This window comes from Paenisporosarcina indica (genome assembly GCF_001939075.1).
In the GTDB taxonomy this organism is placed as follows: Bacteria; Bacillota; Bacilli; order Bacillales_A; family Planococcaceae; genus Paenisporosarcina; species Paenisporosarcina indica.
Genome location: NZ_MPTA01000005.1, coordinates 45,522 through 71,168, shown reverse-complemented (window position 1 = coordinate 71,168; position 25,647 = coordinate 45,522). Strand labels below are relative to the sequence as shown.

Annotated in this window: 26 protein-coding genes; 11 read left to right on the top strand and 15 right to left on the bottom strand. The window is 38.2% G+C overall.

Features of this window, described 5'->3' with window-relative positions; all coding sequences use genetic code 11:
• Positions 1 to 27 precede the first annotated feature (27 nt).
• Both GY23_RS12580 and GY23_RS12575 read right to left on the bottom strand, forming a co-directional pair.
• Positions 28 to 678, bottom strand: a complete 651-nt coding sequence (locus GY23_RS12580) for a class D sortase (protein ID WP_075619571.1) — start codon at positions 676 to 678, stop codon at positions 28 to 30.
• Positions 678 to 1,688: a processed acidic surface protein gene (locus GY23_RS12575; RefSeq protein ID WP_075619570.1), complete on the bottom strand. Its 1,011-nt coding sequence runs from the start codon at positions 1,686 to 1,688 to the stop codon at positions 678 to 680. The genes GY23_RS12580 and GY23_RS12575 overlap by 1 nt, the downstream gene beginning before the upstream one ends.
• 238 nt (positions 1,689 to 1,926) lie before the next feature.
• Here GY23_RS12575 and GY23_RS18295 point away from each other — a divergent pair, with 238 nt between their 5' ends.
• The 3 genes from GY23_RS18295 (at position 1,927) to GY23_RS12565 (ending at position 3,486) form a co-directional block, all read left to right on the top strand.
• The gene (locus GY23_RS18295) at positions 1,927 to 2,100 is read left to right on the top strand and encodes a hypothetical protein (protein ID WP_161487602.1); all 174 of its coding nucleotides are present in this window, start codon (positions 1,927 to 1,929) and stop codon (positions 2,098 to 2,100) included.
• 160 nt (positions 2,101 to 2,260) lie between these two features.
• The gene (locus GY23_RS12570; RefSeq protein WP_075619569.1) at positions 2,261 to 2,986 is read left to right on the top strand and encodes an SDR family NAD(P)-dependent oxidoreductase; all 726 of its coding nucleotides are present in this window, start codon (positions 2,261 to 2,263) and stop codon (positions 2,984 to 2,986) included.
• Positions 2,987 to 3,045: 59 nt separating this feature from the next.
• Positions 3,046 to 3,486, top strand: a complete 441-nt coding sequence (locus tag GY23_RS12565) for a GNAT family N-acetyltransferase (RefSeq protein ID WP_139311121.1) — start codon at positions 3,046 to 3,048, stop codon at positions 3,484 to 3,486.
• Between the two features lie 54 nt (positions 3,487 to 3,540).
• Here GY23_RS12565 and GY23_RS12560 read toward each other — a convergent pair whose 3' ends face one another.
• Together GY23_RS12560 and GY23_RS12555 are read right to left on the bottom strand one after the other, a co-directional pair.
• Positions 3,541 to 4,311: an alpha/beta hydrolase gene (locus GY23_RS12560; protein WP_075619568.1), complete on the bottom strand. Its 771-nt coding sequence runs from the start codon at positions 4,309 to 4,311 to the stop codon at positions 3,541 to 3,543.
• Positions 4,312 to 4,572: 261 nt separating this feature from the next.
• The gene (locus GY23_RS12555; protein WP_075619567.1) at positions 4,573 to 5,172 is read right to left on the bottom strand and encodes a hypothetical protein; all 600 of its coding nucleotides are present in this window, start codon (positions 5,170 to 5,172) and stop codon (positions 4,573 to 4,575) included.
• Between the two features lie 467 nt (positions 5,173 to 5,639).
• Between GY23_RS12555 and GY23_RS12550 the strand changes: the two genes are divergently transcribed.
• Positions 5,640 to 7,058 carry a M20/M25/M40 family metallo-hydrolase gene (locus tag GY23_RS12550; protein WP_075619566.1) on the top strand — a complete coding sequence of 473 codons (1,419 nt, stop codon included), beginning with the start codon at positions 5,640 to 5,642 and terminating at the stop codon, positions 7,056 to 7,058.
• Between the two features lie 65 nt (positions 7,059 to 7,123).
• On the opposite strand, the gene GY23_RS18765 is transcribed toward GY23_RS12550, so the two are convergent.
• From GY23_RS18765 to GY23_RS12535, 3 genes are all read right to left on the bottom strand, one after another.
• Entirely contained in the window at positions 7,124 to 8,116 is a 993-nt protein-coding gene (locus tag GY23_RS18765) for a hypothetical protein (RefSeq protein WP_075619565.1), read from the bottom strand.
• Positions 8,117 to 8,656: a sigma-70 family RNA polymerase sigma factor gene (locus GY23_RS12540; protein WP_075619564.1), complete on the bottom strand. Its 540-nt coding sequence runs from the start codon at positions 8,654 to 8,656 to the stop codon at positions 8,117 to 8,119.
• A gap of 321 nt (positions 8,657 to 8,977) precedes the next feature.
• On the bottom strand, positions 8,978 to 9,685 hold the full coding sequence (locus tag GY23_RS12535; RefSeq protein ID WP_075619563.1) for a DNA alkylation repair protein: 708 nt from the start codon (positions 9,683 to 9,685) through the stop codon (positions 8,978 to 8,980).
• Positions 9,686 to 9,915: 230 nt separating this feature from the next.
• Here GY23_RS12535 and GY23_RS12530 point away from each other — a divergent pair, with 230 nt between their 5' ends.
• From GY23_RS12530 to GY23_RS12520, 3 genes are read left to right on the top strand one after another with little or no spacing between them, the layout of a single operon-like run.
• Positions 9,916 to 10,665, top strand: coding sequence for an IclR family transcriptional regulator (locus GY23_RS12530; RefSeq protein WP_075619562.1), 750 nt, complete (start codon positions 9,916 to 9,918; stop codon positions 10,663 to 10,665).
• 22 nt (positions 10,666 to 10,687) lie between these two features.
• The gene (locus tag GY23_RS12525; RefSeq protein WP_075619561.1) at positions 10,688 to 11,230 is read left to right on the top strand and encodes an NADPH-dependent FMN reductase; all 543 of its coding nucleotides are present in this window, start codon (positions 10,688 to 10,690) and stop codon (positions 11,228 to 11,230) included.
• Positions 11,231 to 11,282: 52 nt separating this feature from the next.
• Positions 11,283 to 12,404 carry an NADH-dependent flavin oxidoreductase gene (locus GY23_RS12520; protein WP_075619560.1) on the top strand — a complete coding sequence of 374 codons (1,122 nt, stop codon included), beginning with the start codon at positions 11,283 to 11,285 and terminating at the stop codon, positions 12,402 to 12,404.
• Between the two features lie 158 nt (positions 12,405 to 12,562).
• Here GY23_RS12520 and GY23_RS12515 read toward each other — a convergent pair whose 3' ends face one another.
• From GY23_RS12515 to GY23_RS12495, 5 genes are all read right to left on the bottom strand, one after another.
• A complete protein-coding gene (locus GY23_RS12515; protein ID WP_342742409.1) occupies positions 12,563 to 12,940 on the bottom strand; it encodes an NUDIX domain-containing protein in 378 nt (125 codons plus the stop codon).
• Between the two features lie 127 nt (positions 12,941 to 13,067).
• Positions 13,068 to 13,535, bottom strand: coding sequence for a GNAT family N-acetyltransferase (locus GY23_RS12510; RefSeq protein ID WP_075619559.1), 468 nt, complete (start codon positions 13,533 to 13,535; stop codon positions 13,068 to 13,070).
• Between the two features lie 37 nt (positions 13,536 to 13,572).
• Entirely contained in the window at positions 13,573 to 14,121 is a 549-nt protein-coding gene (locus tag GY23_RS12505) for a 2'-5' RNA ligase family protein (protein WP_075619558.1), read from the bottom strand.
• Positions 14,122 to 14,316: 195 nt separating this feature from the next.
• Positions 14,317 to 14,790, bottom strand: a complete 474-nt coding sequence (locus GY23_RS12500) for an NUDIX domain-containing protein (protein ID WP_075619557.1) — start codon at positions 14,788 to 14,790, stop codon at positions 14,317 to 14,319.
• Between the two features lie 243 nt (positions 14,791 to 15,033).
• Complete coding sequence (locus GY23_RS12495; RefSeq protein WP_075619556.1) at positions 15,034 to 16,371, bottom strand: DUF4910 domain-containing protein; 1,338 nt, start codon at positions 16,369 to 16,371, stop codon at positions 15,034 to 15,036.
• Between the two features lie 612 nt (positions 16,372 to 16,983).
• Here GY23_RS12495 and dacB point away from each other — a divergent pair.
• The 3 genes from dacB to GY23_RS18495 all read left to right on the top strand — a co-directional run bounded on the left by dacB (position 16,984) and on the right by GY23_RS18495 (position 19,231).
• On the top strand, positions 16,984 to 18,486 hold the full coding sequence (gene dacB, locus GY23_RS12490) for a D-alanyl-D-alanine carboxypeptidase/D-alanyl-D-alanine endopeptidase (protein WP_075619555.1): 1,503 nt from the start codon (positions 16,984 to 16,986) through the stop codon (positions 18,484 to 18,486).
• A 155-nt stretch (positions 18,487 to 18,641) separates the two neighbouring features.
• Complete coding sequence (locus GY23_RS12485; RefSeq protein WP_075619554.1) at positions 18,642 to 19,025, top strand: VOC family protein; 384 nt, start codon at positions 18,642 to 18,644, stop codon at positions 19,023 to 19,025.
• Positions 19,026 to 19,084: 59 nt separating this feature from the next.
• Positions 19,085 to 19,231 carry a hypothetical protein gene (locus GY23_RS18495; protein ID WP_169834570.1) on the top strand — a complete coding sequence of 49 codons (147 nt, stop codon included), beginning with the start codon at positions 19,085 to 19,087 and terminating at the stop codon, positions 19,229 to 19,231.
• Between the two features lie 311 nt (positions 19,232 to 19,542).
• Here GY23_RS18495 and GY23_RS12480 read toward each other — a convergent pair whose 3' ends face one another.
• Positions 19,543 to 22,626 carry an efflux RND transporter permease subunit gene (locus GY23_RS12480; protein ID WP_075619553.1) on the bottom strand — a complete coding sequence of 1,028 codons (3,084 nt, stop codon included), beginning with the start codon at positions 22,624 to 22,626 and terminating at the stop codon, positions 19,543 to 19,545.
• A gap of 98 nt (positions 22,627 to 22,724) precedes the next feature.
• On the opposite strand from GY23_RS12480, the gene GY23_RS12475 reads away from it, so the two are divergent.
• Positions 22,725 to 23,558, top strand: coding sequence for a TetR/AcrR family transcriptional regulator (locus tag GY23_RS12475; RefSeq protein ID WP_075619552.1), 834 nt, complete (start codon positions 22,725 to 22,727; stop codon positions 23,556 to 23,558).
• 347 nt (positions 23,559 to 23,905) lie between these two features.
• Here GY23_RS12475 and GY23_RS12470 read toward each other — a convergent pair whose 3' ends face one another.
• Entirely contained in the window at positions 23,906 to 24,730 is an 825-nt protein-coding gene (locus GY23_RS12470; protein ID WP_075619551.1) for an AAC(3) family N-acetyltransferase, read from the bottom strand.
• A gap of 384 nt (positions 24,731 to 25,114) precedes the next feature.
• A complete protein-coding gene (locus GY23_RS12465) occupies positions 25,115 to 25,606 on the bottom strand; it encodes a YusW family protein (RefSeq protein ID WP_075619550.1) in 492 nt (163 codons plus the stop codon).
• Positions 25,607 to 25,647: the final 41 nt, after the last annotated feature.

The following is a 25,647-nucleotide window of genomic DNA, read 5'->3' as shown; positions in this document are numbered from 1 at the left end:
TGGCTACATGAAGAACAGTATGAAAAATCATTTCTCAGCTAGATAAGAAGAAACGAGAAAGGCTTCCAATATATATCGCTTTGGAGCGGCTCCGATAAAGTTAAAAGGATAACACGTGCTGACCGTCAAAACAGCACGTGGTTTTGGCACAATCACAGTCAAGTCATCTTTATCAACAATACGCACATTATTCACTTTATATATAAAAGTTCCAGCTGAAGTGGTAACTTGCAGTTCATCGCCCTCTCCTACTTTTCCAAGATTACGGAACACAGTATCCCGATGACCGGAAAGAACAGAGTTATCTTTTTCCCCGGGCAGTACACTTTCCTTGAAATGCCCAACACCCTTTTCCAACTCATCTTCATCGGTACCATGATAAATGGGAAGTTGAGCTTCAAGCTTTGGAATATAAAGTGAGCCCATTGTCTCGCCCATTTTGGGTATTTCCGCATAAAGAGGTGTTTCATCTTCAAGTTTTTCCACATGATCTGAAGGGCTATTTTGTGCTTCAAACATAGCTACGGGCTCTACTGTTTCACCAGCAAAAAATCCTTGAGCAAAACTACTGATGTTTTTTGAAAACAACCAAAAACCCGTCAGCAAAATCAGAACTGATAAAGAAAGAAGAACCGGCTTTTCAAGCCCTCTTCTTTCTTTGTCATGTGATCGTGGCATTATGAAGTCCTAACTCTTCTATAGAGGAATAGTCCAAATCCGAACAATACAGCTCCTGCCAAAGCACCATCGAGGTTATTTGAATCAGTAGCCGGCAACTTTCCACCTTTTATCGTTTGAGGTCTTACAGGTGTCTTTTCTGCATTAACTTCTTCCTTGGCTATGTCGGTAATTTCCGCAATATTCTCAGGTACTTCCTTGATATCATCAGATGTGAATTTCAAATCAGCCAGTAGAATTCCGTTTAAGTCAAAAAGTTTGATTAATAGATAATCCCCATCCAAAACTTCCATTTGCATCAATTCGCCCATGGAAACCGGAGTGGTTGTGTCGCCGTAAACAATATAGAATTCAGCCTTCATTTTGAAAATCGACAATAGCTCCTCGAATGCATTTCCTACATCACTGATTTGTTCTTCCGTCGGATTTTCCGGATCGATGCCCATCATTCGTTCAGCGATAGACATCAATCTATCACCGACTTCAGGAGAGTTTAATTCAGATTCAATCGATAGGAGGTGGTTCATCAGATTCTCGATTTCTTCATCAGTTAAATCGATTTCTTTCATCACATCGTCCATGTCTCCCACAATATCTTCAGGGTCCGGTAGCTCATATTCCATCTGTGAATCAAGCACGGTGAAGTATAAGTCATCCACATAAATGTAGTCCTCGATTATTTTCCCATTTTCTAGTAAAATATCGATTAGTTGTTGTTCGTTTAGTTCCAAGTCCTCATAAATGATGTTCAAGTTACTGTGGTCCGATTTAATGACAGGACCCATATATTCTTCCAGTTCCTGAATATTTTCAAAATCAGATAAGACAAATTGAGGGTATTCTGCAAGATAAATTTCATATTCATCCTTTGTTATGGAATGCCCTCTTTCCTCACTGATTTTGGTCAAATAGACTGTAAGATCATTGTCGTTTATTTGAGCAAATGCGTTAGCTGGTAATAAGTAGAAAGCTATTAAAATAGCTATCAAGCTGAGTGAAATCTTTTTCATTGTTTCCTCCTGATGTTAATAAATTTGCCTTTATAAGTATAAGTTATGGCAGGATAATTACATGTTACTTTTATCCTATTAATAATTGGTATATTGTGGGATTAACTAAAGGGAATCTTTGAGGTCCTAGGAGGATGGTTGTGTAATAGCAGTCGTCAGAAGTTCCATACCTACAGATGGATTGTCTTAACGAATAATAGTAAGTCATGTACAATATGTAAAAAAGGAGTGAAACGAAATGGGTTATTTAGCGTTTGCAATTCTGATTGGCGTTATCATTTGGACGTTATGGCGTACATTTACTCGTAAACGGCTCCCCCTCGACTATTTCACAGCTCGTGCCAACGAAGAGGAGAGTCAATCCGAATCACAAGATGACATGAAAAAGGAAGAAATCACGCACAAAAAATAGATAATCCGTCTGGAAAGTAGTGGGTAAAACTGGGTTGGTCAGGAACAACTGTGACATGAGACAGTTTTGAGCGATAAATCCTTAATCTGAGCGATAAAACATTCATTTTGAGCGTTAAATATTTCAAATTAATGGATTTTACTAAGAAGGGATGAAATAAATGAACATTTATTTGATTACAGGAGCATCAAAAGGAATTGGCTTCGAACTTGCAAAACAGTTGAGTGAAGCGGGGCATTTTGTTGTGGGAATTGCTCGAACAGAGAGTGAAATCGATGGGGTGAAATTCATTCAGGCAGACTTGTCCGAAACAGGGAAACTGGTATCTCTTATGTCTGAGGCAATCGATTCGGCACCACATGACGCGAGTTCATTCACGCTTATTAACAATGCTGGAATGGTAAATCCAATCGGGTTAATCGGATCAGTAAATGCGGACGAAATAGCGAATGCCATTGCCGTTAATTTAACTGCACCTATGATTATTTCGAATGCATTTATCTCTAATTTAAAGAATTTTGATGGATCAAAACGTATCGTCAATATTTCTTCCGGAGCTGGTCGAAATGCATATGAAGGTTGGGGAACTTACTGTTCAACAAAAGCGGGACTCGATCATTTTTCACGGGTTGTTGCAATGGAGCAATTAAACGCAGAGCATCCAGTAGAAATCGTCTCGATTGCCCCGGGTATTATTGACACCGGCATGCAAGAAACAATTCGAGGGAGCAACGAAAATGCATTTCCACTTCTTGAAAAATTCGTTGATTACAAGGAGCAGGGATTACTAAGCACTGCAGAACAAACGGCACAAAAACTGATTTCATTCATAGACAACCAAGACTTTAAAGAAGTGGGTCCAATTGTTGATATACGGAACTTTTAACTAGTAGACCATGTTAAAGAATGCCGTTGATGTTGAATAAAAAACGAGAGTGCATTAAAATGACTGTTAGAAAAGATGGTGCTGTTGTGAATGAAATTACAGCGAAAAATAGTAATCTTTCTATAAGGAAACTTTTATCCCACGCCACTTCAGAAGATAAAGTTGACCAAGAATATGAGAAATACATTCAATTATTAAATCGAAAATTGTATGAATTTGAATTCTCCGGACAAGTAGTTGGTTGCATAGGAATTGAATTAAGTACTAACTCAATTGAATGTGAAATAAAACATATTGCAGTTTGTCAGAACCATAGAGGAAAAGGAATAGGAAGCAAAATGATAAACTCTATTATCGACAAGCATAAGATGAGTTCCATCTATGCAGAAACAGATAGTGATGCAGTGAATTTTTATAGAAACTTTGGATTTGAGATTAGTAGTCTAGGTGAAAGATATCCAGGTGTGGAAAGATTCCTATGCGTATACAAAAGTAAGTAATATTGAAAGTAGAGCAAGAGTTTATAATTACCCTTGCTCTCCAGGAAAAATAATTCAGTTAAATAAGAAGCTGATCATGTCAGGCACTCTTTTTCTGAACTCAGTATAGTTATGTTCTGCATCTTCAATAATTACAAATTTGGAATCAACAATCTTGTCTTTCAGGATATCAAAAATACGTTGATTGGATGCCAGAAAACCTTTACTGATTCGCTCATCTTCCTTCATTTCAGCCGTTCCACAGTCCATGTAAAATTTCTCGATAGTCGTTAAATCTGTATGTTGCAGGAGTTGTTCCATTTCTTCTTGATTCCGCCAAAAGGCAGAGGAGATAACTGCAACTTTCTTAAACACAAGAGGATACCGACATGCTGCATATGTAGAGATTAACCCACCAAGTGAAATACCCGCAATACTAGACGAGTTTTCTAGCGTACGATATTTTCGATCAATAAAAGGTTTCAGTTCATGGACGATAAAATCAACATACGCTGTTCCTTTTCCTCCTGTAGAACTTGGTTTTCCAATTAAATTCTTGCTATACTCACCATCTATCCAAGGACAAAACTCGTTTTTACGTTCTTCCCCTTCAGTATTTGTATCAATTCCCACAACTATAATGTCTAATTTATGTTCATCCAAGTAGTCTCTCAAGCCTAATGAAACACCTTGAATCGCATCTTCGTCTTCAAAAACGTTTTGTCCGTCTTGCATATAAAGCACGGGGTACCGTTTGTTTGTTTCTGCATAATCCGTAGGGAGATAAACTCGAATTGTTCTTTCAACGTTAAATGCCGACATGGTAATCATGAATTTTTCTAGCATGATGACTCTCCATTTCTTGGATTCTTAGTTCCTAGTTTTTAAGATTGTAGCACCAATCTAGTTCGTATTCACAAATGTTGATTTAATTAATGTTTAAACTATTTCCTTTGCAGACAAGAGTCCTACTAGGCGGGGCCTTTTAGTAACGGTTCTTCTTCTGGGGTACAAAAACATAAAACACAACACAAAATGACTATCAATTCACTGTTGAATTGATGGTCATTTGTTTGTAGTGATATCAGCATTTTCTGTTTAGATTCATCAAAATTCATAATCCTCTTTTATTTCTGGAATTAGGTCTGAACCTATATTTTTATAATTCTTTCCAACTTTTTTATAAACATGATTTAAGTTACTAATCATCATCACATTTTTATCAAATGGTTTATAATAAGTAGTTTCGAGGAATAATAAATACTTACCATTATCTAATGCAATTGTATTGTCTGAAAGAGGAATAAGTCCACCAATTTTACCGTTTAATTTTTGCTGAACTCCAGTAGGAATAATTAAATCCACTACATCTCCCTTTTCCAATTTATTTCCACTTTTATCTTTTGCGGTTTTCTCCACAATTAATTTGTAATGATGATCAATAGAGTATACTTCGTTTTCACCTTCAATTTTGTTTTCAACGACATTGTATTCACCATCTACATTTGTGGACAAGATAAAACCTGTTTTTACAGCAAGAGATTTTAAGTCTTGGTGACCTGGTACACTTAACGCAATTCCATGACCTTCTTTGGTGTCGTTATCTCCTGCGACTTCCATTTCTGTTAATTTTGAAAAACCAAGAACTCCTATTACTCCGATTGCAAACACTATACAACCTTTTATGATTAATTGTTTTGTCTTCATACAAAGCTCCTTTTAATATTTATTTGCCACATCATTAATATCATATGCCGTTGGTCCTGGGTAACAATTAAATCTAAATTGGAACCATAAATATCTCATTTAGAAGATGTAGCATAGGCTGTTGTTTTCCAAACTCGAGTCACATGTAACATTGTGGAAATTCAATTTTTTCGTTTGTAGTCGATTATTTCCGAGGGAAAGTCTTTGCTTCAACAAAAGTTTTCGTAGAAGTAATTGCTACAAGCAAAATTAGTGATAATACTAATAATTTCACTATCTTAACACTTGGAATGAAAACAAGAACATTCTTACTATTATTTAAATATTATCCTATCTCGCACAATGTACGATAATCAAATGTAACTTCTTCAACATCGCCGAATTAATAAATAAATCTTATTATTTAAAAGGTGTAAATACTTCGTATATCGAATTAATAAGTATCAACTATTGTAAGGAGAGATGTTATGAGTGAACAACTGATACAAACTCTAAGAAGTAACACAAAAGAAGCAGTTCCAGGTGCAATTGAATTATTAAAAAATTATTTAAGGTACCCGACTATATCTGCACAAAATAAGGCAATACCTGAAACGGTTTTGTTTGTGGTTCAACAAATTCAGGAAACTGGTGGGGAAGCACAGGTATTGGATGATTTGGGTGGAAATCCGGTGGTTTACGGTTATTTTGCAGCTGGAAGTAACGGAGATTCGACCAAAACACTCCTTTTCTATAATCATTACGATGTGCAACCACCAGAACCATTGAATGAATGGAATAGTGAACCTTTTGAACCGACTATTATAGATGGAAAACTATTTGCTAGAGGTGTAGCGGATAATAAAGGTGACTTCATTGCACGATTGACAGCTATAAAAGTACTGCAACAGCTTGAGGGAGGATTACCTTGTAATATTAAGTTTATGGTTGAAGGTGAAGAAGAGATTGGTAGTCCGAACTTAGCTCCTTACTTAAAAAAATATAAGGATTTATTCAAAGCGGATGCTTGTATATGGGAGTTTGGAGGAAAGGATCAAGAAGATCGAGTGAGCATGGTAGCAGGCATTAAAGGAATGGCGTATTTAGAGCTGACATGTACGGGAGCAGATATTGACATGCATTCTTCTGTTGGGGCATACGTGGACAATGCTGCTTGGAGATTGGTCCAGGCTTTAGCTAGCATGAAAAACGAAAAGAATGAGATTTTAGTGAATGGATTCTATGATGGGATTGAAGAGCCAACTGACAATGAAAAAGAAGCGGTCAAGAATTTACCATTTAATGAAGAAAAAGTTGGGGAGTTGTATGGATTAAAGCGTCCTCTCATAACGGTTGCACAAGGGATTGATCCAAGAGAAGCGATGGTTTTCAACCCAACCATGACAATTTGTGGGTTGGAAAGTGGCTATACAGGGGAAGGAGCAAAGACGGTTCTCCCTAAGAGTGCCAAGGTTAAGCTTGATTGCCGGTTAGTACCGGGTCAGGATCCTGAGCATATTTTAAGTTGCATACAAAATCACTTAAAATTACACAGCTTCGATGATGTAGAGGTAGTTATGATTAATGGACAAAAGGCTTATCGTTCAAATTACAACCATCCATTTGTGACACATGTACTTGATACAGCAAGTGCTGTCTATGAAAAGAGCCCTGTCCTGGCGCCGAATTCAGCAGGTACTGGGCCGATGTACGAGTTTGGTCATCAGCTTCATCTTCCAATTGTCAGTACTGGAATTGGTTGGGTTCAATCAAAAGCACATGCACCTAATGAATCGATCCGACTTACTGATTTCGAAGAAGGTGTTGTTTATATGGCTTACATGTTAGCCGGTTTTTCAGCAGCGGTTACTGCAAATAATGAGCGACAGTTTGAGAATACAAAATAGACGTGCCAACGTAAATAGGGAACACCTCCAATCTTCAAGGAGGTGTTCCCTATTTCATTTAAGAGTTAGTTTTCAGGTGCATCGTAAATGCTGATCTTGTTATCATAAAACTGCATAAAAAGGACTCGTGTTCCTGATTGCCCATCCTTATGGTTGAATTTCAGGTGGACATCATAGATAGGCTCTCCTTGACTTGGGATGATTGTATCGATGTAAAGCGAGTCATAGTCGATCTGTTCGTAAATACTCACCAAGGTTTCAATTTGGTTCATGTCATTATTGATGGAGTACTCGCTGACCTTCTCAACATCCCCATTTTTAAGTGCTTCTAAATATAAGACCAATACATTTCCTGCCCCTTCGCCTGGCAGATTCGATTCTTGGATGAATTGATACATATCGTTGTAATAAGTATGATTTGTTATTAAAGCGTCTACAAGTCTGGATGTATTATCTGGAACTTGTTCTGTTTGTCTAACCATTGGATCGGGCGTAGATTCGAGCCAAGTATACCACTCGGTAAAACTGCTCTCGAAGGTAAAGTAAACTTCTTTGACTTGCGGATATTTAAATACGGTGTCATAGAGCGGCCAAAGGAATTCGCCTTTTTCATTCGTGGTCAGGCTTCCAAGATCTTGACGAAAATCTTTCAGATCCACCACAACCGTTCCTTCTCCATTGATGGATACAGCCTTCACCGAGTCAGTGAGGGTTGCAGAAAGTGATTTCAGTACTGCATTTATATCACTTTGAAGTTCTGGAAAAGCTTCTCCGTGACTCTCCACGTCAAAGGTGATTTCCGATGTTTCATTCTTTCCTTTATTTGCAGTAGTTAGGTTATCCACGGATTCATTTGCAAGGAAAAAGTAGGTTATGCCACCCAATACGAGTAGAAGCAACACGACTGCAGGCATGAATTTATTGATAAGGGTTATTCCTCTATGTCTCTTCTTTGTTTTTCCAACATTTGATAATAGCTGGTTTCGAAATTGGTGATCAAAAAGCTTTTCCTTGCCGATATACCGTTCAATGCCATCTTTGATATCTTTGTCTTCCATTTACAATCCTCCATTCTTTTCAAGTTGGAGTTTCAATTTCTCACGAGCTCTTTTTAATCTTGTTTTAATTGTATTGGGCGAACATTTTAGGATAGTGGCAGTTTCTTCAACGCTGAGATCCTTGTAATAGTAAAGAACGAGCACTTCGCGATATTTAAGAGGTAAAGACAGAATTTCTTTTCCGAGCATGAACTTTTCATCTTTCATGATGGCGGTATGTTCAGTGTTGTTCTCACCTTGGAAAATCAAGGTGAGTTTATTCGAGATTTGTACATTCTTGAATGACCAGCTTCTTAAGTGGTCATAGCAACGGTTGATGGTCATGCGATATAAATAAGTTTTATAAGATGATTCTCCTTTGAAATCATCCCTTTTTTCATAAGCACGCATAAAGACATCCTGCACAACATCCTCTGCTGCTTGTTTGTTTTTTACATACGTATACGCTAACCGCATGAGGCCCTCCCCGTACTGATCAATTAACTCATTAAACAAATGATGTTGATCGTGATAAGAAGAACTCTCTCTATTTGACATCATGCATTTCGGTACCTCCCTTGAAAAGCTGTAAACATTAGACGGAGCGGGTAAGATTCAGGTTTCAAAATTTACACAGTGCAGGTAATGAGACACATATAAAAAAGGGTCAGTTCACTGAACTGACCCTTTGCTTATGTTTTTTCAATTGCTTGTTAAACTAAAGCACCGTGAAGTAGTTCATTTTTTCTTCTTGCTTTTGCTAGTAGCGGCGAATATTGCGATAAAAAGACCTAAAGAAATAGTAATTCATAAAATGAGATCCTGCTACTACGCTTCTTTAAAAATCCTACTTGGATTAATGCACCGTTGTGAAGCAAATTTTTAACATCTTACATATTTGCGTTTAAAACCTAGCCTCCCTTTATCACTTTCTTTTTGAATACTTTCGTAAGCGTTTAGGAAACTGCTTTTTTTCTTGTCCCGTTTAAGTTCTACTATACCTACTGCCTTTGCGGTCTCGACTGCCTTTTCATGGTGAGGCAAATATGAAATCCCCACGGTGTATAGAAAATTATTCATAGCGGATTTCGTTCGTTCTGGCGAATCGTGAATCGTATTTTTCACAATATCAAGCATATTGGAAATCTTGCTTTCGGCAAATTCATTATCTTTGCGATTACCTAAAAGCCAGCAGTAGCAACTCCAGCCTGCTGACATTCTCAGTTCTTGCCCGCTTGCAATCCATTTATCAGCAACCTCTTGTGCAATATCTGACTCTGATAAAGTTACTGCCACCACATAATCGGACAGCATATAAAAATAAGCTTCATCAATCCAACGATCAAAATCCGACTCAGTCATGGCTTTTGGGTCTGCAATAATGCCTGCAAAGTACATTGCATCGTAGTTACCTGTGAAATAAAGTTCTTCAGCTAAACGTTGATTTATTTTTATCTTCTTTGCGATTGGTTTCATAGCGCCTGTAGCTACGCCAAAAAGGGGTTCATGCGCACCATTAGATATGTATATTTTTTTAGTTCGTTCCTTGCTAAGTGCTTCAAGCTCCTGCATAACTGTTTCGAAATCCATAGTTTTGCACTTCCTTCCTTAATAATAATTTCATTATAACCAACTATTTTTTATTCTGTATTTAGCAGTACTTTAAACCATCTCTGTTTGCGGATTGCTTACCTTTATCTGTAAGTGCAAAACAATAAAAAACGGTTAATACACACGAGTTTCAAATAGTGAAACTCGAGTGCATTATTTTGAATAACAAATAATTTAATTTTATACTTACAAAAGACTGAGGTGAGGACATGACACGATATGAAGTTTCGACATTGAAAAAAGGGCTTCTCATTTTAGAACTTGTAAAAAAAAGCCAAGGTATTACATTGAAAGAAATTACGGATGAACTGGATTTAAATAAATCAACAGCTTTTCGTTTACTCGCAACACTCGAGGAAATGGGCTACGTTTATAAATTACAAAATCAATTTTATATTAATCATAAAATGTTTTGTGAAAGTTTTGAGCGCCGTTCGACAATGGATTGGACTTCACTTCAATCTATTCATCAGGCAACAAAACAACTGAAAATGAGTACATATGTTGGCAAAAGAGACGGAACAGATCTTGTAATGACCCAAGTGCTGCATGAACCATTTTTAAAGTCTGCAGATGAAGAGATTGGCAACCGCTCAAAATTACATCAATCTGCCTTAGGAAAAGTCATTTTAGCAAATTTACAAGTAGAACAATTAGAGCCGTTACTAGAAGAAATGTCGCTTGAACGAGCAACAAAAAACACGTTTCAAGATTCACAGCTCTTTCGTTACCATTTAAATGTGGTTCGTGAAGATGGTTTTGCGTTTGATGATGAGGAGCGAATTGTTGGCATTCGTTGCATTGCCCTACCTGTTTTTCGTAACAGAGAAGTCATTGCGGCTTTAGCAGTCGCAGCGCCTACTGATCAAATTACTCGTAGTAACATGAAACGCATCGTGTCGATGTTGAAAACCGGCAGTCAAACACTTACACAAGAAATCGAGAAATTCTTCGATTAAGTAAAATTTTGGAGGTAACATCATGAAGGTAGTAGCAATCGTAGGAAGTATCCGTAAAAATTCATTTAATTTACAATTAGCAAAACACATACAAGCGCGTTATGCTGACCAGTTTGAATTAGAAATTTTAGACTTAGCACCAATTCCGATGTACAACCAAGACATCGAGTTAGATACACCTCATGAAGTTTTAGACTTCAAAGCAAAAGTAAAAGCAGCTGACGCAGTTCTTTGGGTAACGCCAGAGTACAACTCAACAATTCCCGGAGTACTGGGTAACGCAATCGACTGGATGAGCCGTGTGGACAAAGTAATGAACGGCAAGCCATCAATGATTATGGGTGCTTCAATGGACATTTTAGGTTCTGTAAAAGCACAAATGCACTTACGTGATATTTTATTCGCAAGTGGCTTAAACTCACCTTTATTACCAATGAATGAAGTATATGTTGGTGCAGCACACACGAAATTCGATGAAAATGGTCAATTAACAGACCAAGCAACAATCGAATTTTTAGACTCAGTAATAACGAACTTCCAAGCTTGGATGAAACAATTCGTATAATATGTGGAAACCTCTTTTCTGTTGAAGAGGTGTTTTTTAAAAGGAGAAGACAATGAAAAATACTTTGTTTAATGATTTTACATTTAAAAGCGGTGTGACTGTACGAAACCGTATCATGATGGCACCCATGACAACATTTTCAGCCGATGTACAAGATTATGTTTCGGATGAAGAATACGCATATTATAAAGAACGTTCTAACGGAGTCGGCGCGATTATTACGGCGTGCGCTTACGTAACGAAAAACGGTAAAGGCTTTGAAGGTCAAATGGCAATCGACCATGACGGGGCGATTCCAGGACTAACAAAACTAGCAGATACAATTCATGCAGGTGGAGCAAGATGTATCGTACAACTGTATCATGGCGGACGTTTAGCTGTACCTCATTTAGTACCAAACGGGGAAACAGTAAGCGCAGGTTCTATTTCGCCGTTAGAGGATAGAGGATTTTATAAGATTCATCAATCACCTCGCGAATTAACATCAGAAGAAGTAGAGGCAATTGTTCGTGACTTTGGTGAAGCAACACGACGTTCAATCGAAGCTGGTTTTGACGGTATTGAATTACACGGAGCAAGCGGCTATTTAATTCAACAATTTGTATCTCCTCACTCCAATCGTCGTTTAGATGAATGGGGAGCTGCATTAGCCTTCCCGTTAGCGCTAATTGCAGAAGTGAAAAAAGTAATCGCTGAACATGCGACAAAGCCATTTTTAGTCGGATACCGCTTCTCACCAGAAGAACCAGAAACTCCAGGTATTACAATGGTTGAAACATTTGATTTACTTGAAGCATTAATTAAAGCGGACATAGATTATGTACACATCGCCACTACAGATGCTTGGGCAAAACCACGTCGCGGAATGGTTAGTGATAAATCACGTACTGAAGAAATCGCTGCCTTTATTGATGGTCGTGTACCACTAATCGGTGTGGGAAGTGTTCACACAGCAAATGATGCCGCACTTGTACTAGAAAAAGGACAAACGGATTTCGTCGCAATTGGGCGCGCATTAGTCGTTGATCCGCACTGGGTAGAAAAAGTGCAAAGTGGACAAGCTGAACAAATTGTGCAGAAATTACAAGTAGAACATCAGCAACAAGCGGTTATTCCAACACCTTTATGGAAACTAATTTTAGAAATAGATGGTTGGTTTAATGTAGCGCGCTAATATCGGAAACAATAAATACAGAAACTAAATAGGAGGGTTGTGTGAAGCATTATTATCACACAATCACTTCTTAATCGTCATCGATTTAAATTAATCCCACCCTGCTTAATTTCTTGTTCAACTAACCTGCCTTTACTCATAATACATTTTTTACTTCGTTAAGTTTTCCCGTTAGTATTCACTTGCAACAACGCACTCTGCAAAATTGCTTCATACACCTCATGCCAGTCTCTAGTTAGTAGGTTTACTTCTCTCGGATCAATGAACGTTCTTTGAGCCGATTCGAAAATTGCATGGAAGGGAAGTATGCGTGTAATGTCCATACGATAGAGGACCTGGTAACCGATTAAAGGGTAGGGACTGTCACTATTCCAAGCTGGATTTTCACTATGGTTTACCTCGACATATCCAAGGTAATGACAATCCCCTTCAACACATGCTTCCTCCAGTACTTCACGCTTCACACACTCCAAAGGTGACTCATTGGTCTCAACATGCCCACCAGGAAAACCCCACCCTCGGCTATTTATATCCACTAACAGCAATTTTTTTCATGAAAACAAAATCCATGAGCACTTGTTATGAATTCGGATCGAGGTGGCTGGAGAAGGGGATTCCAAGTTAATTTTACCCGGGATTGTCCCCAGTTTGCGTACACTGTCGTCATACTGGAATCCTCCATTTGTAAATGCACTTTCGCCGTTCACCTTCCAGGTACATATCGTTTTCTGCAGGTAAATCGACTGTTTCTATGTATTCTGCTCCAATTCTAGTGCATGTTTTATGTGATGCCGTATTTTCTGGGTTACACGTAATAAGCAACTCATGAATGCCATGGGCAAGTGCTACTTGTTTGATCAAATTACACGCTTTGGCAGCATAATGATTTCCTCGATACTTTGAATCAACGGCATACCCAATGTTTCCATCATAGTAAGTGTGTTCAGTACTTCCTATTCGGAGATCAATCGTGCCAATGGTTTGTTCACTCCCAGAAAGATTAATTGCATACCAATAAGCAGGGACATAGCCCTTTGCTTTACATTCGGGGAATTTTCGTTCGATGATTAAATCTATTTCTTCACCTCTAATAGTATCAAAAGGAAGAAACCTGAAATTTTGCTGAGACAAAATGTAACGCCACCTATCGGATGTCTAAATGATTTACTCAATTTAATGAAACTGAGTGAACGGTCGGTGCACTAACACAATGGTTATTTTCCATAATCGTGGTAATGATTGTTACCTCTTCAATATGAGCATGAATGATTGGTAAGTTTTTCGAACAAAAGGTATACGCTTCTTCTAACTTATCAGTGCTTAATCTATTGGCAATCGTACAATGAGGAATCCAGCGATCTGGGAGGTAGAGAGAGTTTGGATTATCATTATACTGATTAAAATGCTTATGATGTTGTGTATGAAAGTTCACTAGCTGTAAGGAAGGTGTTGGCGTTAGAAATAAAGCACTTGAATTGAAAAAAGTACCTAAAACATTTAATGTAAGAGGAAGTTTTGATTGTGATTGATAAAAGTCGTCAAATACAGGAATAAATTGCTCCAAACTCAAATTTTTGTAACTGGCTAACGTTATATGTGGGCGTCTATCCGGAATTTCTTCAGCGTACTTGGATATGGAATGAGTACTTAAATCAGACCAAACTTTCTTGATAATTAATTCAGTCTCACGGTCAAAATGAGCTACAATGGCATACATAATTTCACTTCCATATCATTGAATAGTATTAATTCATAAATATCCTAATTATTATACCTATCACTACCACACCTAAAATAATTAGTGATTTGGTATTATTGTTTTTACTCTCTCTATGTCTACGGTCTTCTCTCAACACTGGATATTCTTTTTCAAGATTGCCCAAGCCCATTGCCCCTTTACATTGAAACGCAGTTAGGTATCTAGAACTAAATGGCTTTCTCTTAATGTTGCCATCAATATTTGCAAATCTACTTGATCCACCGTTCCAATATCTTCAGAAAGATCCCACAATGTGATTTGCTCGATTTCATCATTCGGAATAAATGCAGTTAACTGATCGACGTTACATAAGTAAATTGGATTGTATTTTACAAATTGAGTTTCTAGATTTCGGATTTTGGCCAATCCTTGAAATGCTAAATGATCAACTCTTTGACCCGTTTCTTCAAACAATTCACGACTGGCACATTCTTTAGGAGATTCATTCAGTTCTCTTTTGCCAGCAGGTAACTCCCAACGTTTTCGAAAGCGATTAAATGCAAAAAGAGTGTTATGTTCAACTTGAATGATGGCATAGGAACCTGCCAAAGTTTCATATGCAGGTAATTCATCTTCTTGTATATGTATGAATTCGATAAATTCTAGAGAGGGGTCAACAACATTCATTTCTCAAACTCCCTTTACACTACAAATAGTTTTCATAGTATTGTATTCGTTAACAAAAAGTGGGATTCCTTCTTTTTACTGAAATCATTACAACTACTCCATAGGTGAGCGATGGCTCAGTTGTAATAATCAGGGTCCACGTAGGAAAAAACGAAGGTGACGTAGTAAAAATCACCATTCACGTAGGAATCACACAAAAAATAAAAGAGTGACCGTCATTTTAACAACGGTCATATTTAGATGTTATTTAACCTGCGAATCAATACGTACTAGATTCCATACCGCTACACTCACAATTTCCGCTACATCTTGGAGTTTCGTTTTACTGATTTTATCAATGGTGTCCTGTGGCTGGTGATACCATGGTTCTGGGGGACTATGAATAAAGAGCGCTGCTGGAATACCGGCATTTGCAAATGGTACATGGTCACTACTATCGCCTTGCGTAAAAGGTGTTGCTTGGCCGTTCAGTTTTTTACTAGCTTCTTGTGCGAGTTCGGTAACCAGATTTGGCTTATCATCAACGGTTTGCAAGACTAATTCACCGGAGTCCTTACTTCCTACCATGTCTAAATTAAAATTAGCAACAATCCGACTGATTTCGTTTTTGGATAGACTCTCGACGTAGTGAGTAGAACCAACTAATCCGGCTTCTTCTGCACCAAACGAAATAAAACGAATTTCTGTATCGGTCGGAATAGTTTTCAAGACACGAGCAAGTTCAATCGTCATGGCAGTTCCCGAGGCATTGTCATTTGCACCAGGTGCGCCTTCGACCGAATCATAATGTGAACTAATGACAACGACGTCATTCTTTGCTGTTTTGTTAAGAGAAGAGGGTTTCTTAGTAGCTATTACATTTTGAGAAATGTTACTTTTGGATTGTGCCCCGACAATTTTAATTGTCGCTTTTGTTCCTGGCTTGTTGATGATCAGGTTCTCCAACACAACACCTTCTGCTTTTGTCAGTAAAACAGCGGGAACATGGATCTTGTTTTCTGCGCCAAGACTGCCAAATATTTTTTTGTCATCATTATTATAAATGATGACACCTACAGCTCCTTTGGAGGATGCATTTCGTGCTTTTTCCACAAAGCTAATTCCTCCGCGTTTCAGAAGGACAATCTTCCCAACTACATCGAGATTCTGTAATTCGTCTACTGTTCCAAGTCCAGCCGAAATCACTTCACCAGTTGCATATCCATTCACCGAGAATTCAAAAGCCAGTGGTTTTACGCTTTTGGTAACATGATTTAAAGTTAATTCAACTGTATGTGGTTTTGTGTAATCGGTGAAAGTGAACGATTGAAGTTCGGTTTTATACCCATAGGATTCAAATTGTTTTTTGATATACGTAGCTGCGGCATCCTCCTGCTTTGTTCCGGCAACTCGGGGAGTTTTGGATAAAGTATTAATGTGGTTATATATCTGGTCGCCATCAAGCGTTTGAAGAATTGCGGATTCCGAATTAGTTAAATTATCCTGGGCTGCTGTATAGTGAGTGGCAAATATGCCGATTGGAACAGCTGTACAAAATCCGAGAATAGCTGCAAGCGCAATTTTATGTAAAGGATGGCTCATTTTTCATTCCTCCAGAATAGTGATTGTATTAGGATGAACGAAAATGAGAAATTTACTAGTTATAGATGAAATTTATTTAGCAGTACTAGTGATTCAAGAAAAATTTAATTATTAATTTAGGGATTGTTAAGAAGAATGGATTACGCTACAAGTCATTAGGAGTGGTGCTGGAGCCAATGGCGATTTGAAAACGCTACTCGTATCCAATATTGCTATGATCCTTATACCTGTTCAGCACTTTTTCTTGTTGAGATGCTCCTGAGAATCGGACTTATATACGTTTTTAAAATGGATATTAATGAACAGTTTTAAAAAACATTTTTGATTTTGAGAAATGTCAGTTCAGGATGCATCTTAGTTATTACAAATAACTTGCTGACGTATTTTATTTCAAAAAGCATCCTACCTACTGCCAAATGGCTTGACCAACATTATGCAGAAGCATCTTAGTGCTTCTGTTTTTTTTGTCTATTTTTTCTCGGATCATAGCGAAATATAAGAGGAAATCGGTAGGCAATTTGAACGGTTTTTATTTATAGTCCTAAATAGACGGTATTATCAGAAAACGGCATGCTAAACTACTAATATATTATTTACCTTGGGAGGTAGAAAGTGAGAATTAAAGAAAGATTATTCATCAGTCTAGCAACCATTTTCCTGTTTAGTGGAGCAGTTAGTACCCCTATTACAGAAGCTTCAACCACTCATGCAGCATCGTCACTATCATCATACACGAACTTACAAAATTCGATAAATAGCATAATGAGTGATAGTAGAATGAAAGCTGCCTCTAGTAGTGTGACCATCAGAAAAGCAACTTCCGGAGAAATTGTCTATCAATATAATGCGGATAAAGTCATTACTCCTGCCTCAACATTAAAAATCCTTACTGCCTCTGCAGCATTGGAAATCCTGGGAGAAAATTATCGTTTTTCAACAGATGTTTTAGCGAACGGGGTAATGGCCAATGGCACACTAAATGGCAACCTGTATTTACGTGGACAAGGTGATCCGACCTTGTTAAAAAAGGATTTTGATAACTTTGCCTCGACATTGGCCAAAAAAGGAATCAAAAAACTATCAGGTAACCTGGTGGGAGATGACACGTGGTTTGACGCAGATCGATTGTCCCCGGATATCTCAAAAGAGGACGAACCCTACTATTATGCAGCTCAAATTTCGGCGTTGACGATTTCACCAAATACCGATTATGATGCTGGATCTGTAATCGTCGAAGCGAAACCGACAGTAAATGGACAAACTTCAAAGATAACGCTTACTCCTGCTACCAGTGTGGTGAGAGTGATCAATCGCTCGAAAACCGTTCCAAAAGGATATGCAAATACGTTAAAAATCACAAGACAAGTTGGCACAAATAACATTGTGATTACTGGCAATTCACCGCTAGGATCAGCAGGAAAGAAAGAATGGATCTCAGTATCGAATCCAACCGCGTATGCGTTGGACGTTTTCAAAAAATCACTGGCGTCTAAAGGGATCAGTTTGTCGTCCTCTTCTAAAGTAGTGCGTGGTAAAACACCAACTGACGCTCGCGTTTTGGCTTCTAAGGAATCCATGACATTGAGACAGTTAATGGTTCCATTTTTAAAGTTAAGCAACAATACACATGCTGAAGTTTTGGCGAAAGAAATGGGGAAAGTGAAATACGGTGAAGGTAGTTGGGATGCTGGATTAATGGTGATGAGAGAATACGCTGAATCTGTTGGGTTGGATTTGAACCAATGGACTTTTGAAGATGCCTCAGGAATGTCTCATGACAATAAAATATCATCCAGCCAAATATCTAAGTTGCTCCAACATGTACGATCAGAACCTTGGTATGGTTCATTCCTAAAAGGACTTCCAATCGCCGGTGGAGCTGACAGATTTGTAGGGGGGACGTTAAGAACAAGAATGAAAACAGCTCCGGCGAAAGGAAATGTCATTGCCAAAACTGGTGGCCTGGACCATGTCAGTGCTTTAGCAGGCTACGCCACAACGAAAGACGGGGAACTGCTTATTTTCACGATACTCACTCAAAATACGAAATCGAGTACCGTTCCAGTTTTAGATCGAATGGCAACAGCGATTACAAATTCAAAGAAAACACCTTGATAAAAAACTGGCGGGGGAGTGAAAAGCGCCGGACTGCAGAATTCCTTCATGAAAAAATAAGGGGATATCCGATACTAACTTAGGTATCGTACCAATCAAATGGTATCATCTTATTGAAGTGGAAATTAATATCACTAGAAGAAGGAGTGGAATTGATGATTAGTAAAATCGGACAAATTATGTTGTATGTACAAAACCAAGCAGAAGCAGTTAATTTTTGGACAGAAATAATGGGGTTTAGTGTAATTTCCAAAGAAGATAATGGTCAAGGAATGAAATGGTTTGAAATTGCTCCAACCAAGGATGCTGAAACAAGTTTTATACTCCATGATAAGGAACTAATTGCTAAAATGGAGCCAAAACTAAATCTTGGAACTCCTTCTTTGATGTTTTTTACAGAAAATCTCGATCAATTACATGGTGACTTATTAAATAAAAAAATCACAGTCGGAGATATTGTAGATATTCCTTCTGGTCGAGTATTTAACTTTGCTGATAGTGAAGACAATTACTTTGCAGTCATGGAAAAAGGGAAGTAATAATAAAGTAGGTAAAACTCCGTTCCATTAAGTAACGGATAGTAATGGAGTGATTAGTATTGGCAAGGTTTATTGACGATTTAACTGGGGCAATCTATGATTTCATTAAGTTTATTACAAAAAGTGTATGTTATCTTTTTGCAGGGATGTTAATCGTTGGGGTTCCTTTTTATCTAATTACTATAGCATTTAAAATGTTTAATTAACGGGTACTTATTTTAACTTTAAATTATTAAGTGCGAACACTCATCACCTAGGTTGCTATAATAAACCCTACAAGAGGGAGGCAACTGAAGAAGCCCTTTCATTTTAAACAAGCGAGCCTTTCCTCGATAAAACCGAGGAAAGGCTCGCTTGTTATTTGTATACACTGTACAGATATTTGAGGTAATCAATATTCCTAGGTAGCATCCACAAAGCGCCGAAGCGTGTATGATAGTGAATACTTATTCCAGTCGATAATGGTGCATTTTTTCATTAGCCCTACAAGATGGCGTCCCATCTATGGACCAATCAATTAGTTTTCTTCTACTTCTTTACGATTTTTCTTGAAAATCTTAGATAAGATCTCATATACGATTGGTACAACAATTAACGTTAATAATGTTGAACTTGTTAAACCACCGATTACTGTAATACCTAAACCTTTCGAGATTAAACCGCCACCGCCTGAGCCAATTGCTAATGGGATTAACGCACCGATCGTTGCGATTGCCGTCATTAGGATGGGACGAAGACGAGTTGCACCGGCTTCCAGAATAGCTTCACGCATCGTCATTCCATCACGTTCCATATGGATAATGCGATCTACCAGTACAATGGCATTCGTTACAACGATACCAATCAACATCAATAGACCCATCATGACAGATACAGAAATGGTTTCACCAGCGATTAACAAACCAACAAACGAACCAATTACCGCGAATGGTAACGAGAACAGGATCGCAAATGGTGCGACACCTTCACGGAATGTGACAACGAGGATGAAGTACACGATTGCGATTGCTGCAAGCATAGCCAAACCAAGTTGTGTAAATGTTTCCGTCATATCTGCAGCTACACCGGCTGTGTCGACTGTAACCCCTTTAGGTAAATCTAGTTTATCAATTGCTTCATCTACTTCAGAAGTTGCTTTTGAAATGTCATCACCAAGTATTGTTCCTGAAACGCTTGCATAGTATTCGCCTTTACTACGTGCAAGTGTATTTAATGTAGTACCTTCTTTAACTGTAACCAGTTCAGAAAGTGGCATTGTCGTACCAAGTGCTGTCGGTACTTCTGTTGCCAGGATATCATCGATTGATTTTGGTTGTGCAGCTTTTTCTTGCTGAACGATGACATCTAATGTGTCTCCGTCTTTTTCAACCGTCGTCAATACGTCTTGTGTTGCTGTTGGGTTTAACATCATAACGATTTGACCTGTTGTTAAACCATACTGCAATAATTCATCTTGTTCTACGTTGAAAGTATACTCAACGTATGCATCCTCTGTACTTGAAGAAACTTTTTCCAAGCCGTCATTTTTACTCATAACGTCTTCGACCATTGTTACAGCTTCACCTAGTTTATCTAAATCTTCACTGTAGAATGTGTAGCTGACTTCATTTGTAGACATCGACGTAGGAGCAAAGTTCTGGCTCTTCCACTCGCCTGTTTGACCAAGGTTGAACGCATATTCTTCAATTTCCGTACGAGCTGCAGGGAAGTCATCCATTTCTGGATCGAAGATGAGGTACATTAATGCACCGCCGCCTCCGCCGCCCATCATCGCTGTCATTTGATCGCCACTTTCAGTGACAGATAATTGTACAATGTCAATATCATCACGTTTCAGCATTTCTTCTTCCACGACTTCAATGTTTGCTAATGTATCTTCCATTAGCTCGCCGGCTTCAGGTGTATAAGTCAAGTACATCACTTTCTCTTCTTCACTACCCATGAAGCTGAATCCGATTAAAGGTGTTAACGCTAAACTACCAACTAATAAAGCAATAGAGATGATAGAAGTAATGACTTTATGGTTAAGTGTCCATTCAAGGATCCGTTTATACCAATTGGATAATTTACCAGTCTCTTTGTGACTGCTTGCAGTTTTTTCACTGTATAACTTCTTCTTGAATAAGAAGTGAGATAATGCAGGAACGATTGTAATGGCAACAATCAATGATGCCACAAGTGCAAAGGTCATAGTCAATGCAAACGGCATGAATAGCTCGCCGACCATCCCACCAACGAAGATAAGTGGTGCGAATACCGCAACCGTTACTAATGTTGATGACAGAATAGGTTTGAACATTTCAATTGTCGCTTCACGTACAAGTGCACGACCTGTTAACTTCTCATCTTTTAAATGCATGCGTCGATAAATATTCTCTACTACGACAATCGAGTCATCGATAACACGACCAATGGCAACTGTAATCGCACCGAGAGTCATAATATTGAGCGTAATATCCATCCAGTTCAATAGCAGCAATGCCATGAAAATCGATACTGGAATAGAGACGATTGAAATAATAGTTGATTTAAAACTACGTAGGAAGAGCAGAATAATCAACACGGCAATCAGACCACCAAATAAGGCTTTTTCAATCATCGTTGTTACCGATTTTTCAATTGGAGCACCCTGGTCAAGTGATACATCAATTATAAGACCATCGATATTTGCCTGTTCTTCTTCAATTAATTCTTTCACACTATTTACAACATCAACCGTGTTGGCTTGCTGTCCTTTAACAATTTGAATTGAAATGGCATCTTTACCATTTGTACGGGAAACCGATTGTACTTTACCAACTTCTTCGATGGTAGCAATCTCGCTAAGTTTCACAAAAGGTGATGTTTGTGTTGCTGATGGAGTTACAGGAATAAGCATTTCCTTTAATTCATCCGCTGTCATGAACTTGCCGTCTACTGCAACAGCTTGTTCACCTTCTTCGAATTCGTAAAGACCTAATGAAACCGCTAGGTCACTTGCTTGGATCATTTGTTTGACTGTATCTTCTGTTAAACCAAGTTCAACCATTTTTGCTTCATTATAAGTAAGCAGCACTTCTTCGATATGTTGACCTGCAATCGTTGCAGAAGCAACCCCGTCGATTTTTTCGATTTTTGGAAGTAGAATGTCCGATACCGTTGACGTTAAGTCAACAATCTCTTCTGTTGAACTACTTACACTTAGTGCAACAACTGGCATCATGTTCATGCTAATTGCCGTTACTGTCGGTGCTTGTGCGCCCTCTGGCAAAGTCACTGCTTCCAATGCGGAATCCAATGCGCGTTTTGCCTCGGCCATATCTACACCGTAATCGTATTCAATTTGAAGATTTGCCATGTTTGAATATGAATTTGAAAATACGGATTTCACACCTTCAAGATTTTCTGCTGCTTTCTCTAAAGGCATGGATACCTCTTCCATTACTTTTTCAGGTGTTGCTCCTGGATATACATCCATTACCATTAAGTATGGGATCGAAATATCTGGAATTGTTTCCATGTTCATACGTGTACCTGAATAAATACCTGAAACAGTAATGATAATTGTAAGTAACCAAACTGCTAATTTATTATGCAGGACAAAATTTACTAAACCCTTCACTATTACACCTACCCCTAATTGACTTATTTATCTCATTTACTTATAATAATGACCAACGAGTCAATTGTCAATGATATGAACTAGGAGCGATAAAAAGTATGGCGAAAAAACAACTAATTATGGAGAAATCGTTGGAACTCTTTGCGAACAAAGGGTTTGAAGCGACTTCCGTTCAACAAATAACAGATTACTGCGGTATTTCAAAAGGGGCTTTTTACTTATCCTTCAAGTCAAAGGATGAATTGATTTTAGCATTGATCGACCATTTCATGATGCAATTCACCGCAGACGTTGACTATGTGGTCACACACGTGGAAGATGATGAAAAGCTATTTTATGAATTTTACTATTCAACCTTTAATTCGTTCCGTAAACACTCTGATTTCGCGAAAGTTCTAATGAAAGAGCAATCGCAATCATTCAATAAGGAATTTATCGTTAAAATGCAATCCTATGATAGATTGTTCGAGAAAACGATTTTGTCAATGGTCGAACGTTTATATGGGGAAGAGATCGAACAGATAAAATATGATTTAGTTTATTGCATTAAAGGCTTTATCAGTATTTATTCACAGTTGTTCCTATTCCAACAGATACCGATGGATTTGGATTTACTGTCCAAATCGCTCGTGGAAAAAACAAATGTACTTGCGAAACATACGACCATCCCATTCATTTCTCAAGAATTGATCCAAATGGTTGAGCATCCGTCAAATGAAGAAGTCACGAAGGAGAAAATCCTTGAATTGATGGAACAAAGTATCGAAGAAATGGAAGAGTCGATTGAAAAAGAATCGGTAATACTCTTAAAACAACAGTTGCAGGAACCTACTTTAAGTACAGCAATCGTGAAAGGGTTACTGAAAAACATTCGAAATCACCCTCATTGTAAGTGGATTTCTTATTTGCTTCGCAATTATTTTGGGTTTTAGAAATATGCTTTATTAAGCTACGCTAGCCACACGTTTCGTATGTGACATCAGTTATGAAAACCATATACTTGTGGATTTCACGCTTCTCGCTCCTGTGAAAATGCACTCTTTCGTTTGTTATTCAATATCCCCAGCTCTCTATAACATAGCCATAATAATAAATCCTGGTAAAAGAAGCATGTTTCTCTTGTAACCAGGATTTTTATATTCACTCTTTATCCCCAGCTATTAATGCGTAATCAGCGACATTTAACTTATCTAGCATCGAGACTACATCACCGAGATGATTATTAAAGATTCCTTGTGCTACAAGCAGGTTCAATAATCAATAGCAGAAAATAAAACTTCTACTCTTCGTCATCAATCAGATTTTCTTTAAGCCAATTTGTTCCAAACTCAATAAGCGGCTTCATTTGAATGATTCGGCAGTCGGCTAGCCCTAATTTTCCAACATAAGAGTTTTCAGGATATGCTTTCTCAAAAGCTTCCCCAAGTGCCGGGAAGCGATCGGAATCCACATCAACCGTTTGGTATTCAATCCATTGACGTTTGCCATCCACCAACATCGCTGCACCCTGATTCATAAAGGTTTTTGTCTCCAGCAAGTTCTCAGATAAATGCAGTGCGGTACAAGAATCATAGCCCACACCAATCAATACAATTTTGACGTTTTCATTAAAAAATGACCCAAGCGGGGATCCCATTCCGAAAGAATCTTCCAACGGATGTTCTCTCATCCATTCTTCTGCATTTTTCCCCCATGCCATGAAACTATGGACAGGATGATAGCTGCGAATGGTTTTCGGATGGCGATGAAAACATTCCGCAATTTTTCCCATTCCACGTAGTGGAGTTAAGTGTGGGTCATAGGCCGGCATATGTTGACGAATAGGTTCATGCCAGTCACCAGGTACAGGTGGCATCATCCAGTAAGAAGGCTCAGAGTTCTCCGCTGATTGTGCAGCCATGACAATTGTGCCTTCTGGTGTAATGGTTTCTAGTAATGCATCCACCACGGCTTTAGCACCTCCGGCAATCCAGCCCATCGATTTGATGGATGAATGAATCATGATGGAGTCACCAGCCGTGATTCCAAGTGTATGTAATTGTTGTTTCAGCGTTTCCACTGATTGAAAAGAGGTTGTTTCTTGTACGCGGTCAAACTCACTCATGTTGTATGCCCTCCAAATTCTTAATAGCTTAATTGTATAAGAGATGAGGGGTCTTGAGAATCTTTGTTTCGTACGAAAGGTCTGAAGCTTAGGTGCGAGCTGGCGCTTTTCGCTAGATAAAGCAATTCGAGAACGCAGAACGACCAATGGGAAATTTGATACTTTCTGGTGAAGCTTGCTAGGCGCAAATACACTCTTTCAATTTTAGTCAATCTCATTAGTCTTCTTTAACATAGACAACAAAAAATGCTGTCCCTTATTATTAGGAACAGCATTTTTCAGCGTAGGCGCCTTTTTAGAGGCATCCACAAAGAGCCGAAGCGTGTATTATAAGGATCTATATAATGACGGTCTTTTCAGTGTTCACTTTAGTTTTACAACCTATTATTGTTTCACATTTATTTCTCTTGCGTCCTTATTTGTGAAGGTAACATCTACTTCAATGGATGTGTAATTGTCTTCGATATTAAACGTTTCAGTGACACGGGTAATGATTTCTTCATCTGTCATGTCTTCTTTCAGCTTAAGTTTTTGCAATAGTGGTCTCAATTGGTCCATTGCATCATCACTTTTCACATCAATTTTTTCTGCCACGCTTTTATATTCCGCATCGGTTGAGTCTTTTTCTTCTTCATAGTTCACATCAAGTGCTTCTGCTTGATCGGGATAATCGACTTCTAATTCAAATTTCGTGAATTCATACTCTCCTCCAGGCAATTTAGCGGGGTTTTCACCAGTTTTATTATCTTTGATATCGTTACTTGTATCATTGTTTGTCGTATCCACAGTGGACTCACTATCGCTTTGACAAGCACCTAGTAACAATACTGAGGAAAGCATTAAACTTGAGATTATTGAGGTTTTATTCAGTGTCATGTGTAACATCCTTTCGTAAATGTATTAGTATTGGTTTACCC